This window comes from Spirosoma profusum, from assembly GCF_014699005.1.
Lineage (GTDB): Bacteria > Bacteroidota > Bacteroidia > Cytophagales > Spirosomataceae > Spirosoma > Spirosoma profusum.
Genome location: NZ_JACWZY010000075.1, coordinates 1 through 13,739, shown reverse-complemented (window position 1 = coordinate 13,739; position 13,739 = coordinate 1). Strand labels below are relative to the sequence as shown.

Sequence of the window (13,739 nt, the reverse complement as noted above, 5' to 3'; positions counted from 1 at the left end):
TCGTTTCGTCATGGTCATTTTGATGTTTATCCCCAAATCTGCCTAAGAAAAGTCTCCAATCAAATGTAGCAACTCCAAAAGGATTCAATTACTCGCTCTTTTAAGCGCTTTCATTACTACTTCTGCATCGGCACAAGGCCTTTCTTCGGCTCCGCTTAGACTGGATACGTTGGTCAACCGACTTGGAACCACCTTTAGTAAAGACCCCAAAACGGTGGGCTTATCCATTGGTATTGTCGATCATGGGAAAAGCTACTTTTATAATTTTGGCACCACTACAGTGGGACAACATCAGCCTCCAACCCAACATACCATCTATGAAGTGGGCTCAATCACCAAAACCTTTGTCAGTTTCATCTTGGCTCAGGCCGTACTTGAACACAAGGTCAGTCTACAGGATGATATCCGAACGTATCTAAAGGGGAGTTATCCGAATTTAGCTTATAAAGGTCATCCCATCCGCTTAGTTCACTTAGCTAATACCACCTCCTTATTGCCCGATTGGTTACCTGAACTCCCCGCCCAAATGAAAACAATGACCGCTGATTCGGCCTTATCTTACAAGATCAAGGTCTATCAGCGACTCACTAAACAAGACTTGCTAGCGGCCTTACACACCGTTAAGCTGGATACGATACCCGGTTTTCATCCCAAACATTCCAATGCGGCCGGACAATTACTGGGTTATATACTGGAAGATGTCTATCAGCAGCCTTTTGAGGAACTGCTTAAAAAATACATCACTCAGCCCATTGGGATGAAGAGTACTTCCTTTTTACCTGCTATCCATTCAGCCCAAGTTGCTACTGGCTACACCGCCGAGGGTAAATCGGCGGTGTACGAGTCGGTCATGCCCTATTTTAAATTGGCCGGTGGGATAGGGAGTACTACCGCTGATTTGGTCAAGTACATCCAATTGTTTTTAAGCTCATCCAATCAGGTGGCTGGCTTAAGTGTGAAAAAAACAATCGATGTTAGGGTTTCAACGGGCAAAGTAGTGGCCATGCGAGCAGCTGATACGGCTTCTCCTGAAATATATAGCCTTGGGTTGAGTTGGTTTTCTTACCAGCCCGAGGCTAATCGACTACAGGTCTGGGCTGATGGAGGTACGAACGGCTTTAATAGCTATTTGGTCTTATATCCTAAACAGCAAAGTGGCGTGGTTCTGCTGGCCAATAAATCGAGCGAAACAATCTTTCGTTCCCTTCCCGGGATGGCCTATGAAATCTCGAAAGTACTAGGTCAAAACTAAGAAGGTGTTGGGGTGTTAAACTCAATTTTACTGGGAATAGGTAGCTCACTAAACGCCCCAATTTTGAAGCATATACATGAACGCTCGTTCGTCTCACTTGGGAGCATTTTTTGAGATTTTCAAGTAATAGCTATCAAGCTGTTCAATGATAAAACTGAGTTGAACCAAGTCCTGGAAGCAGGATACTACTTCTTTTCCAGCAATTGTTGAACTAGATTCGCCAGTCGTTCAATTTTATGCTGTTGTTTCTCAATCTGCTTCTGTTGCTGTTGATTGGTTCGATCTTGACCAATGGAGTACAAGGTCAACTCTTCCACTTTTTCCAGCAAGGTAGCATTCATCTTCACCAAATCAACACCATGTTTGACTATCTACTCTGCTGAGGGAACATTGGGCAAATGGCAATACTGGGCAATGTAAGAAGCAACAGAAACGAGCGAGCGCAGCGGATAAGTTGGACTGAACACCTGATCACTCCATTCCCTGATGTTGTTAATCCTAAGTTTATAACGTGCCTTGACCACTTCTCCCTGATCAGTTACGGTTAGGAATTGATCCGTTGAAAGGGCATTTGGACTACCAGCCGTTAGGTTAGTTAACTTAAGCCCGCTGGTATGGGGAGATTCACTGACAAGTTGGAGACGGTTGGTGGGTGCTGAGCTACCAATACCTACATTGACTTTGTTACCTAAGATGAGTGCATTACTAGTGGTTACCTGGCTATTAGCCCCAATGGCAATGGCATTTTGAAGTCCATCCTCAGTCTGGCTATTGTAGCCCAGCAATACGTTGTCGCTCCCATCCGTGACCGCAGTGCCCGACTTTGGCCCAATGATGATGTTGTTATTGCCCGTGGTGACATTACTGCCCGCCTGGTAGCCCAGCATCGTGTTGGTGTTGCCCGTAGTGGTCGCTCGACCCGCCTGATAGCCTACATACGTATTTTGGATGCCCGTGGTGTTACTCTCTCCGGCATACCCGCCAAGAAAGGTGTTGACCCTACCCGTGGTATTGCTCGAGCCGGTAGCGTAACCCAGAAACGTATTGAGTTGGCCAGTGGTGTTGCTATACCCCGTATAACCACCCACAAACACATTCAATAAGCCCGTGGTATTGGCCTGCCCTGATAATCAACCCAGAAAAAGGTTATTGGACCCTGTGGTGTTACGCTGACCGGCCTGGTAGCCCAGAAACGTATTACTAGATCCCGTATTGGCATAGCCTGTATTAGTCCCCACAAAGACATTATTTGTGCCTGTCACATTGCTATAGCCGGACTGATGACCGACAAACACGTTGTAATCGCCCAGATTATTATAACCCGCCCCATACCCAACAAAGCTGTTGCCCACCATTGTTTTGGAGCTGGTAGTAGGCGATTCGGCTGCATAAAACTGACCAGATGCCCCCGAGCCGATAAACACATTTTGAGAACCCCTAAGATACCACGCTCCTGCATTGAAGCCGACGGGCGTGTTGTCTGAGCCGGTGGTATAGTTGCTCGCGTTGGCACCTACCAGGGTGTTTCCGGTTCCCTGAGTAAAAGCCGGAAAATTGGTTGCCCCTGCGATATTGTCTCTGAAGCCATAGGTCGTATTGAAGCTGCCAGTCCCCCCCTGATTGGCAATACCCATAAACAGATTCGTGTTGGTGACTTGAGCCTGTAACGGGCAAGTAGTGGCTAATAAAAACAGGATTGTCCAAAAAATAAGTAGTTTGTTCATAATCGTTATATTGAGTATAGATTGAAAAGAAACGTAGCAAGCTGGCCATTGACGCACGATAGGCTTTCAAATCAAGAGCTTGCGCTTACCTGGTGTGACAGCAATCCTGGCTGACGCCTGACGAAGATAAGTCGGTTATTTACCAGTAACGGGAAATAGTTTTTCATCCACCTGGGTTCCCTGACCGGCTACGCGACACCAGCCAGTGGCCACTTTATGATATACTTCCAACCGACGTACGTTGATAGTCACATCCTGCCCGTCAACCACCAACTTTACGTTGATCAGCGCGTTAACCACCGCCATCGTGCCCTCATAAATGCGGATAAATTGATGGCCGGCAACGGGTTGGACCGATTTAAAAATCAGCTTTTCTTTTTTCTGCACATCGAGCCATTGCTGATGGGAAAAGGAAATATCGCCTTTGGGACCAACCGCAATAAAATCAGGACAGTCGATCAGGGGGCCGGGTTGCTGGTGGCGTAGTAATTCCCGGATCGCCTGTCGTTCTTTCGGATAGCTGGTTGTATCGACCTGGGCCAACACACGGGTGGTTGCTAGGGGTAGTAAAAAGAGAGTGAGCAACGTTTTCATGGCGTTCGTTTCTCTCAAAAGTAGGCAAGACGGTACTGCATTTTTTGAGAAGTCGCCTAATGATTCGGCCCTGAAAACAGATCGTGTTTTTTTGTCGATAAGAGCCTTTCGTCGTCGACCAAATGTTCTTATCGACAACTTTGCCACCTTGGTCGAATACATACTTGATCTTCGGTTTATCTTCGTACCGATCCGTATCTTAGTGGCCGACCCCTACTAATCATGGAGCAACTCCCGTTTGTTTATTCAAAAACGACAGCCTGGCGTTTCGGTCGGCATCTGACGTTCTGGCTACTTTGGTTTTTGTTCCAGTTGCTGCTGTATGCCTTTTCACCATCCCCCGCCTTGCAAGGGCAACCCTTTGGACATCGCCTGTTGATTACCTTACCGGAAACGCTGATTTACCTCATACCGAGCTTATTTCTGGCTTATTCGCTGATGTATCTGGTTATTCCCAGGCTGGTCATTCCCGGTAAGTACGTCCTGGCTACTCTTTGTGCAGGGGTATTGGTTTTACTAACCGCGGCTTTATCGGCTAGCTTGTCGATGACCATTATTGATCAGCTCCGCCACCGACTTGCCGATCCGGTATCGCCCGTTGTGGCCAGGGAGCCGCATCCTGCCTTCTCGGTTCAGTTCGGCCTAGCCATGCTGGCCGGGTTACGAGGAAGTATTACCGTAGGCGGGGTAGCTGCGGCCATACACTTGTTGAAATGCTTTCAGGAAAAGCAACAAACGGCTCTTCAACTGGAAAAAGAAAAGGCAAATGCCGAGCTTCAGATATTGAAAGCCCAGGTGCACCCGCACTTCTTATTCAATACGCTCAATACGATTTATTCCTGTACACAAGACGTATCCCAGAAAGCATCCGGGATGATCCTGGGGCTTTCGCACTTGCTACGGTATATCTTGTATGATTGTAATCAGCCGTTGGTTCCCCTCCAAAAGGAGTTAACCATGATCAGCGATTACCTACAGTTAGAACAGGCGAGGTACGATCAAGGGCTTGACATGGCGGTGCAATTGCCCAAAACGACCCATCACCTCATTGCCCCACTCCTGCTATTGCCCTTTCTCGAAAACGCCTTCAAGCATGGGGCCAGTCGCATGATCGAAAGTCCCTGGATCAGCTTAACCTTAACCCTACACGACGATATTCTGGCGATGAAACTAATCAATGGTAAGCCAGCGGACCCTAAGCATTCCTTACCCGGTATCGGCATCGCTAACGTTCGAAAGCGACTGGCATTAAGTTACCCTGACCAGCATGAACTAGCCATCCATGATGAAGAAGAGATGTATATTGTTAACTTGACACTTACCTTAACACACGTCTATGCCGAGCCTGTCAAACCAGTCTATACTGGAATCGCGGACTAACTATACCTGCCTGATTGTCGACGATGAGCCCCCTGCCCGGGACGTACTACGTCGGTATGTCACGCAGGTACCTATGCTTAGCCTGATCGGTGAATGCACCAACGCGATTCAGGCCCTTTCGGCTTTAAAACAGCAGCCGATCGATCTGTTGTTTTTAGACATTCAACTGCCGCAACTAACGGGTATCGAGCTGATCAGAACGTTAACCCAACCGCCCAAAATTGTGCTGACAACGGCCTATGAGCACTATGCCGTACAGGCCTTTGAGCTGGACGTTACCGATTACCTGATTAAGCCAATCCGTTTCGAGCGGTTTTTAAAGTCGGTTAGTAAAGCCTTACCCGACCACAAGCTTCCGCCCATCAGCCAACCGCTTACGGCACCCCAACCCGAAACGGCTATGGATACCTTTCTGTATTTCCGGGCGGAGCGGAAAATGGTTAAGGTTTTTCTGGGTGATCTTCTTTATGTAGAGAGCCTGAAAGATTATGTCAAGCTTCACACAACCAAAGGCTCCATCATCACCAAATACGCCATCACGGCTCTGGAAGCCATGCTGCCTGGCCCTTCCTTTCTGCGGGTACACCGTTCCTACCTGGTCTCCCTGGACAAGATTGATTCATTTACCTCCGATCAGATCGCTATTGGCCGTCACTTAATACCCATTGGTAAATTATACCGGCAGCAGGCGTTAAAATTGTTGAACTATACCTAGCCTGACCGCGTAAAAATTGACGATGCCGAAAGAGACCCACAGGCAAGCCACCCGTTTGTAGATCGATGACAATAAGTGCTTTACAATTAAAGTGAGTGCCTAGTTGCGGAATTAAACCTTGCTTTTACCCGTGATTTGAACGCCATATTTTGCTCCCTGTGAGCGATAGCTTGTTCGCCCAATTCTGTGTCTACTTCACGGCTTATTTATTTCCTGGCGACTTTAGCCAGCGTTGTAATCTTTTTCCGTACTTGTTAGAATAGCCTCAAAAAGTAGATAGTGTTGCTTGAAACGCCCCAATAAAGAAGCAGATACATGAACACTCCTTCGTCTCGTTCAGGAGTCTTTTTTGAAAAAGTCCCTTTCAAGTTCACGGTTGATTGGTTTTATCCCTATCTAACTTAATACATAGTGTACGTTCTCGTTTTGCCAACCTAATGAATCGTTGGCTTGAAAGGAAGTTGTCAATGAAAGCATTTAGAAAAAAATGCCTCTACCTCATTCATGCTTGTTTTATAACGGGAAGGCGACCGGCCCGAAAAGGCCACGAATTCTTTGATAAAGTGGGCTTGATCGTAATAATCGACATGGACAAATCCCGTTTGCCAGCGCCAATCAGTTTTTTCAAGCAATTGGTTACGGACTCGTTGAAACCGCTGAATACGAAGGTACGTTTTAGGGGAAATGCCGAGTTGCTCGTTAAAATGACGCAAGAGCGTACTCTCGCTACAATAAAGTTGTTTAAGGAGCTTATCAATCAATACGGATTCGGGTTCTTTCTTAACCAGCTGCTCAACCCCCTCGACTAACCCCGCCTTGGTGGGTTTGCTGTTGATGTGCCGAAGTAAAAATTTTTCCATCAGATCAAACCGTTGGACCGTTGTCTGGGCTTCTCCTAATTGGTTATAGACCCGACGAGCTTCTGGCCCAATAACCGCCTGTAAATCATAGAGTACAGTGTCCGACGAATTGATGGCATACAAGGGAATTTGCCACAGTCGATGAAAACCCGTGAGGGTAAACTCGACGCCAATATGTAAATGAGCCCCTTCTAAAATATTGATGACAGGCTTGGTGAGGGGCGTAATCAAATTCGTAATGTTCGCCTGAATGAGTTGATCACCCCGCCTTGTTTTAAAGGGGGGCTTCAGATTAAACATGAAGTGAGTCGTAGCTGTGCAACAGTCAGGCTGATGGATCACGTCACCCATCGGTACGTCCATTTCAAACTCCCAAACTCGGGTAACAAAGGGTTTTAACAGGGGACTAAGGGGATATTCTACGTACTTCATATCCAGTTGATTGGCTACGTTTCGCAAAGCCTAATATGGCCATTTTAAGCTAAAGGTGGAAACGGTTCAGCCTAAAAATATTAACCGGAATGTATGGCTGATTCGTCAGACCCTTCATTCCTGTTTTTAGGAATGAAGGGAGTGAATGGGTTCTGGGTGGTCTAAGCCTTCAGTCGTCAGTTTCCACGTCATGCATGCCCCAAGAATAGCAAGGGGATCATCAGTTTCCCACTTTTTGCTAGTAACGAAATTGACGGTTTTTTACAATACAGGAAGAGGCCACCGATTTAATTTTACATCGCCCTTATAGCCTACGTAGCGCTCTGCTTAAGCCTCCGGTTGGCGATCGGTAGCATCTACCGGCCAGACAGACGCAGCCGCAATTGAACAAAAGGGCATAGTTTCACCTAGCGTACGTGAAAAATGAACCGATCTACCCCTCCCCAACGCTTCCTGCGATCCTCCATCTGGCGGCTCGTTTTTCTCCTACTAGTAGGTTCCTGCCAGGATCACCGCCCGATCAACCCCGCAGTTTTGTCGGCCGACGTTGCCCATGCCTGGATGCAGATGCAGATCCGGCTGACCCTTAGCACCACCGGCTACAATTCCATCGTTTCCAACCGCTCGTTTGGCTATGCAGGAATTACGATGTATGAAGCCGTACTACCCGGCATCGAGGGTAACACCTCACTGCTGGCCCAAATTGGCGGGAATGCTCTCACGCCCAGCCAAGCTGCCGATCAGTACTATTGGCCCGAAAGCCTCAACGCAGCCATGGCCAGCCTGACCAGGCAGTTCTTTGAAAGTACATCGGCGGCCAACCTGAAAAGCATCGATTCGCTGGAAACGATTTATAAGGCTCATTTTCAGGCCGCTACCCCTCCTGACAAACTAACGAATGCCGAAACCTACGGTCGGCAGGTAGCTAATGCAATCTTTGAGTGGTCCAAAACGGATGGCGGCCATCAGGCCTATAAAAATGTGACCGACCCCACCTATACGCCCCCGGTCGGGCCCGGATTATGGGTACCTACGCCCACCGCAGCCCCCATTTTACCACGCTGGGATAACAACCGAACGTTTATCGCCAATAGTGCGGTCAGTTCGCAGCCTGGGCCACCGACCCCTTACTCCGAAGATCCCAGTTCGGCTTTCTATGCAATGGTGAACGAGGTCTATACGACCTCCCAATCGCTCACCAAAACCGATACGACCACGGCGCGGTTTTGGGCCGATACGCCGGGCAATCTGAATGTTCCGGCCCACGCTACCAACATTCTGACCCAACTGTTGGTAACGACCAACCAGGACTTGTTCAAAGCCGCAGCCGCTTATGCCCAGCACGGTATTGCGCTGAGTGACGCAGCCGTCTCGACCTTTAAAACAAAGTACACCTATAACCTGCTTCGGCCTTTTACTTACATTCGCAACGTACTGAAAAAGACCTCCTGGAATCCGGTTATTCCTACTCCGCCCCATCCAGAATACTCGGCCGCTCACGCGGTCGTATCAGCCGCCAGTGCCGCCGTGCTGGAAAAGTTGTTTGGCACCAGCTACAAGTTTAGTGACAACAGCTATGCGTCGAGCTATGGTATTCGGTCCTACAATACGTTTCAGGAGTATGCTCAGGAAGCGGGTCGGTCTCGGCTGCTGGGCGGTATTCATTATGCACCATCCATTAGCACTGGACTGACCCAGGGAGCCAAAGTAGGTAGTATGATCAATCAGCTGAAGATCAAGTAGGCCGACCTGGCTAGCAACGTCAGAATACCGTTTGGGCGACGATGGCGTAGACGCTACTGTCGTTGGGGGACTTGGTAAACAGCTTTTGCCATACCTACCTTCTCTAAAGGAAAATTACTAGTTTAACAGCGATGCCGAAGCTGCCTAGGGGCTACCTAAACTCTATTCATAAACCCCAGCTTTAATATACTAAAGTCAGGATAAATCCATTTGATAATCAGGGCTTTATCCTGACACTTATCTCTACTAATTTTTTTATACAACACCCTTATTTCCCGTTCCTTTATTCGCTCCAATTTAGAAGCACAGACATGAAGCTTCTATCGTCTCACTTAGGAGGGTTTAACGAGAAGAGTAATCCTCAAGTATTTAGCCTAAAGTTTTGTGATTGAACGATTGCATGAGATTATAAAATAAGTTACTTTATTAACTGAAGTTACGCAAGTGGGTTAACTGGACAAATTATCTTTGGTCATGCAAACCAACCTGGATCTCTACACTGACTACTTGCTCAGCTCATTTGGCCAAACATCAGCTACCAATATGGCCCGCTTACTCGACGACCAGATCAGCCATGACGATGTGACCCGTTTTTTGAGCCAATCCCATCAAATCGGCCAAACACTCTGGAAAACCGTCAAGCCCCTGGTCCCCAAACACCAAACCGACCAAGGATTGTTACGGGTTGACGACTCGCTACTCCATAAACCCCACACTCAGGAAACGGGCCTGGTGAGTACCTACTTTGACCATACCCACAACGAGTATGTCAAAGCCATCAACTTTTTGAGCTTGCTCTACCGCGTGGACGACATCCTGCTGCCAGTGGGTCTACATATCGTTATCAAGTACTGGCAATCTCAACTCAAAGACAAAAAACAAGTCTGGAAAGCGCCCCAAACCAAGAATGAAGCTTTTCGCGAACTGCTTTACCAAGCCCATCAAAATGTCATTCCTTTCCGTTATGTACTGGCTGACAGTTGGTATACCAATGCCGAGAATATCAATGCGGTCTTAGCTATCAAAAAGCACTGGTTAGGTGCTTTCACAACCAATCTGGAGGTGGCTCTTTCCAAACAGGATCGCGCCAATGGCCGATTCGTGTCAATCAGTAGTGTTTCTCTGGCCGTGGGCGTCCCACGTGAGGTTTACATCCGGTCGGTGGTAGCCCCTGTACTGGTCTGTAAAGACATCCTACCCAACCAGGATGGCTCCGTAGGCGAACTATTGCTATTAACCACCGACACCACGATGAGCTACCAACAAATCCTGACAACCTATCAAAAACGGTGGGGCATTGAGGATTACCATAAATCCCTGAAAAACAATACGTCTCTACAAAATTCACCGGCTCGTAGCATTCCTGCTCAAAGCATTCACCTGCTGGCATCGGTTTGTGCTTTTGTTAAATTAGAGCGACTGAAACTTGCCGAATGCACCAATCAGTTTGCGCTCAAAGGTCGCCTTTACATCAAAGCCATTCAGGCTGCTTTAGCGGAATTAAGGCTTATGCAACAAAACAATCTGCTGGCAAACATACTGCCTGCGTAACTTCAGTTAGTTAAGTCAGAGTGAAATTTTGCTTTTATTGATAAGCTCGCCTGACACCTTAAACATTGTTTAATGAAACACTATGTACCCCATTTAATCCCGGAGAAACACCGTGTATTGCCGGATTATTTCCGGCAGCAAAACCAACCCGAAGCCACTCCAGTCACTGACCCAGCTGATTTTCTATGGTGGGCGATGGCTGCTGTTTCAGCGCTAGCTGCTCTACTTGTTTGGTCTTACCATACTGGGTTTAGCTTTTCTTTACTGCTCCTCGCTTTCTTTGCTTCTCCCTGGGGGCGGCACCGGATCGAAAAGGGGCTTCGGTTTTATTTCACCCCTGCTTTGAAAGCGGGTGTTTTGGGATTGCTCGTTATTTCCTGTGTTGTAACCGGTCAACAATATCGTGAGCAAGTAGCCCAGGCTGCTGAAGCCTCCCGATTAGCAGCGATTGCTAAACAGAAGGCAGAACAGGAAGCAAATCGTCAAGCCATGCTTCGTTTAGATAGCTTACGAACCTATTTAACAAAAGGGGACGGACAGTTGAAAAAAGGCGCTTATGCCAAATCAATTGGGTTTTACAAACAAGCTGTACGGCTTACATCAGAAGTCAATGGAATAGAACGTCAGCATATCTGGGCTGGTTTAGCCGAAAATTATTTTCGAACTAAGCAGCACCAATTGGCCGTTCAACAATATGATGCCTTGATGGCAGATGGTTCAGCCGACCCAGAGTACCATTATAAACGAGCACTCTGCTACCAAAAGTTAGGCCGTAAACGTGAAGCGATTGCCGATTTATATGAAGCTTCCGAAGCCGGTTATAAACCTGCTACCAAATTATATGACCAGTTGAATCCACTCCTTAGAAAACTGCTCTATTATCAGACGGTTTGTTGCGACGGCTCAGATAGTCCATCTAATGCCAAGGGACGTGGCGCTTGCTCTCATCACGGGGGCGTCTGTAACTGGAATAAACCAATGAAGCTGTTTAAACTTTAGTCAAAATCCCCAAAACCGTGTGAATTTTGAAGTGCCAACTTTAAATACACACAGCAATGGGGATCATGGACAAAGCTATGATTGAAACCTGGATTTTGCCCCATCTTACCATCGGAACGCGCGGATTTGATACCACAGTACCGCTAACCGAAATTGTGAGATGCATTTTTCATCGGCTTAAGACGGGTTGCCAATGGCGCGAATTACCCACCAAAGAGTTCTTCACCGACAAGGTTTTGCACTGGAACTCGGTTTTTTATTATTACAACAAATGGAGTAAAGCCGACTGCTGGCGCACAATCTGGATTAATATTCTCTCTAAAAACCGGAAGTATCTGGATATGTCGAGCGTCGAGTTTGATGGTAGTCACACCCCAGCTAAAAACGGGGGCGATGGCGTAGGGTATCAGGGCAGAAAAGCCTGAAACACCACAAATGCACTTTTTGTGGCAGATAATCAAGGGGGTATGCTAGCCATGAGCACTCCGCAAGAAGGCCAGCATCATGACCTGTTTCAAATCCAGAGTTTGTTTGACGAAATCTGTCGACTGCTCAAAGAGGCAGGTCTGAATTTAAAAGGTTTGTTTTTAAACGCAGATGCGGGCTTTGATTCCGCCGAGTTCGTGGCCGCTTGTGAAAAAGAAGAGATTATCGCTAATGTCAAAGAGAACCCCAGAAACACGGCCAACTCAGCAGGACACGCCTACGAAAGCGGTACCCATATTTTTGATGACCAACTTTATCAGGATCGTTCGGTGATTGAGCATGCCAACGCTTGGATGGAGGGCTTCAAAGCTCTCTTAGTGCGGTTTGAATTTTCGGTCAGAAACTGGATGAGTTTGCATTTCATCGCATTCTCGGTCATTTTCTTACGAAGAGTCAATCGAAAAAAGAATGTTTAAACAGCTTCAATTTATGAAACCTACCGTAAGTACGATGGCAACGGTCTTTGAAATGCGTCCACTGGAGCCGCAAAGTTTTATGCAGCGACTCTTAAACCAGCACCCGATTGAAAACGCGGTCATTGAGCTTAATAACGTGCTGGCATCGAGCGCCATCTGTTCTATACCTATTTCAGAGATTGATAGGATTGAACGTAAGTACGGTTTGTCATTAACAAAACAGTTTGGATTGAATCTGGAAGAATTCTATGCCGTTTATCTTAACTATGCTTTGGATGACAGTAGCTTGTCAGAAGAAGAATTGGCCGATTTAACTCACTTACGAATACTGTTGCAACTGCCAAATCAAACGATTGAACTCCTGCATGCCCGAGTCGGAGCTGGTATATACCAACAGTGTTTTGAAGAAGTAATCCAGGATGGCGTCATTTCCTCCGAGGAACGGTATTTTCTGTCTCAATTAGAGCAAACTCTTTCATTGCCATCTGATTTAGCAAATAAAATCTCGGAAGAAGTGCGTAGCAATTACTTCGCTCGTTTAGCTGAAGAATACAGTGCCGATGCCCGGATTACACCTGAAGAAGAGCGGCAGTTACAGCAGATTAGTAAAAATCTAGGCATTAAACCGGATCAGGCGACGAAGCGTACATTGGATCGGTATAAACTTTATTGGGTACTTGAAAACGCTGATTTGCCAATTATTGAGATAAGCTTACCCCTTCAAAAACAGGAGCATTGCCATTGGCACTCCGAAGACGTACAATGGTTCGAAGAAAGAGCAACGGCTCGTCGAACCAGTTATGACGACCACTACGTTCAAGATAAAGTGTTTGAGGAAGTTGATTTACAAGCTAACTCGCCCGCCCACCAAACCAAGTTTGGGCTGTTGAAGCGAATAGACACGGGACAACTCTTCTTGACTAATAAACGAATAATATTCGTTGGTCGACTTAAAACAACATCAATTAAGCTCAATACCATCGGTCGGGTAACTGCTTTTAAACAGGGAATTGAGATCGGAAAGCTAACCGGTAAGAACCCTTTACTATTGCTGAAAGGTAATGCTGATGTAGCCGCTGTTGTCTGTCGACGATTAATTAGAAATGCTTAATCTTGTCTCTAATTATTTACGATTTGATAGCATGGATTGTTGATATCGATGAGTAGACAAAGTAAGCTCAACTAAATACGCAAATTTTGCGTTTCTTTGCTGGGCTGCTACTATACTATCATTCATGGTATTCAGAGGAATTGAAGTGCCTATAGATTACATAACTATAAAGAATCGCTATGGCAACGAAAACAAAACGTCTTGTCGATCTGGCTCAGAAGCTGATGCAGGACAAAAAGCAGTTAGCCGAATATTATCAGAGTGGTGATGAGTCTAGAAAACCGGCCAGCATCAAGTTCGTCAAACCTTTCTCCTTACCTACTAAGCGAGACTGATAGCGGCTTTGCCTTTACGACCGAAAGGGGCACCAAGTACCGCTTAGATTTTAGCTCTGATTCCTGAGATGGTCTAATAAATCGGGACACTGCAAGTGCTTAACTTCGCAAAGTCGTGAAAGAACAAAAAAACAACCAACT

The 13,739-nt window shown here is 46.7% G+C and carries 14 protein-coding genes and 1 pseudogene; 10 read left to right on the top strand and 5 right to left on the bottom strand.

The window, feature by feature from the left end; translation table 11 throughout:
• Window positions 1-169: 169 nt before the first annotated feature.
• Window positions 170-1,252, top strand: a complete 1,083-nt coding sequence (locus IC229_RS34930) for a serine hydrolase domain-containing protein (protein WP_190893644.1) — start codon at window positions 170-172, stop codon at window positions 1,250-1,252.
• 185 nt (window positions 1,253-1,437) lie between these two features.
• Here IC229_RS34930 and IC229_RS34925 read toward each other — a convergent pair whose 3' ends face one another.
• The 4 genes from IC229_RS34925 to IC229_RS34910 form a co-directional block, all read right to left on the bottom strand.
• The gene (locus IC229_RS34925; RefSeq protein ID WP_190893642.1) at window positions 1,438-1,593 is read right to left on the bottom strand and encodes a hypothetical protein; all 156 of its coding nucleotides are present in this window, start codon (window positions 1,591-1,593) and stop codon (window positions 1,438-1,440) included.
• 30 nt (window positions 1,594-1,623) lie between these two features.
• On the bottom strand, window positions 1,624-2,352 hold the full coding sequence (locus IC229_RS34920) for a hypothetical protein (protein ID WP_190893640.1): 729 nt from the start codon (window positions 2,350-2,352) through the stop codon (window positions 1,624-1,626).
• 30 nt (window positions 2,353-2,382) lie between these two features.
• A complete protein-coding gene (locus tag IC229_RS34915; protein ID WP_190893638.1) occupies window positions 2,383-2,976 on the bottom strand; it encodes a hypothetical protein in 594 nt (197 codons plus the stop codon).
• Between the two features lie 135 nt (window positions 2,977-3,111).
• Window positions 3,112-3,570 (bottom strand): nuclear transport factor 2 family protein, encoded by a 459-nt coding sequence (locus IC229_RS34910; protein WP_190893636.1) that lies wholly within the window; start codon window positions 3,568-3,570, stop codon window positions 3,112-3,114.
• 222 nt (window positions 3,571-3,792) lie between these two features.
• Between IC229_RS34910 and IC229_RS35665 the strand changes: the two genes are divergently transcribed.
• Complete coding sequence (locus IC229_RS35665) at window positions 3,793-4,950, top strand: sensor histidine kinase (protein ID WP_223834401.1); 1,158 nt, start codon at window positions 3,793-3,795, stop codon at window positions 4,948-4,950.
• Entirely contained in the window at window positions 4,907-5,665 is a 759-nt protein-coding gene (locus IC229_RS34900; protein WP_190893634.1) for a LytR/AlgR family response regulator transcription factor, read from the top strand. The genes IC229_RS35665 and IC229_RS34900 overlap by 44 nt, the downstream gene beginning before the upstream one ends.
• 464 nt (window positions 5,666-6,129) lie before the next feature.
• On the opposite strand, the gene IC229_RS34895 is transcribed toward IC229_RS34900, so the two are convergent.
• Complete coding sequence (locus IC229_RS34895) at window positions 6,130-6,957, bottom strand: helix-turn-helix domain-containing protein (protein ID WP_190893632.1); 828 nt, start codon at window positions 6,955-6,957, stop codon at window positions 6,130-6,132.
• Window positions 6,958-7,380: 423 nt separating this feature from the next.
• Between IC229_RS34895 and IC229_RS34890 the strand changes: the two genes are divergently transcribed.
• The 7 genes and pseudogenes from IC229_RS34890 (at window position 7,381) to IC229_RS34865 (ending at window position 13,598) form a co-directional block, all read left to right on the top strand.
• Window positions 7,381-8,700, top strand: coding sequence for a vanadium-dependent haloperoxidase (locus IC229_RS34890; RefSeq protein WP_190893630.1), 1,320 nt, complete (start codon window positions 7,381-7,383; stop codon window positions 8,698-8,700).
• A gap of 474 nt (window positions 8,701-9,174) precedes the next feature.
• Window positions 9,175-10,251, top strand: coding sequence for an IS701 family transposase (locus tag IC229_RS34885; RefSeq protein ID WP_190893628.1), 1,077 nt, complete (start codon window positions 9,175-9,177; stop codon window positions 10,249-10,251).
• 72 nt (window positions 10,252-10,323) lie between these two features.
• Window positions 10,324-11,250 (top strand): hypothetical protein, encoded by a 927-nt coding sequence (locus tag IC229_RS34880; protein WP_190893626.1) that lies wholly within the window; start codon window positions 10,324-10,326, stop codon window positions 11,248-11,250.
• 65 nt (window positions 11,251-11,315) lie between these two features.
• Window positions 11,316-11,675, top strand: a complete 360-nt coding sequence (locus IC229_RS35660; protein ID WP_223834400.1) for a transposase — start codon at window positions 11,316-11,318, stop codon at window positions 11,673-11,675.
• A 12-nt stretch (window positions 11,676-11,687) separates the two neighbouring features.
• Window positions 11,688-12,152 (top strand): annotated as a pseudogene (locus tag IC229_RS35655) (transposase); the annotation flags it as partial.
• A gap of 13 nt (window positions 12,153-12,165) precedes the next feature.
• Window positions 12,166-13,263: a hypothetical protein gene (locus IC229_RS34870; RefSeq protein WP_190893624.1), complete on the top strand. Its 1,098-nt coding sequence runs from the start codon at window positions 12,166-12,168 to the stop codon at window positions 13,261-13,263.
• A gap of 179 nt (window positions 13,264-13,442) precedes the next feature.
• On the top strand, window positions 13,443-13,598 hold the full coding sequence (locus IC229_RS34865; protein ID WP_190893622.1) for a hypothetical protein: 156 nt from the start codon (window positions 13,443-13,445) through the stop codon (window positions 13,596-13,598).
• Window positions 13,599-13,739 lie beyond the last annotated feature (141 nt).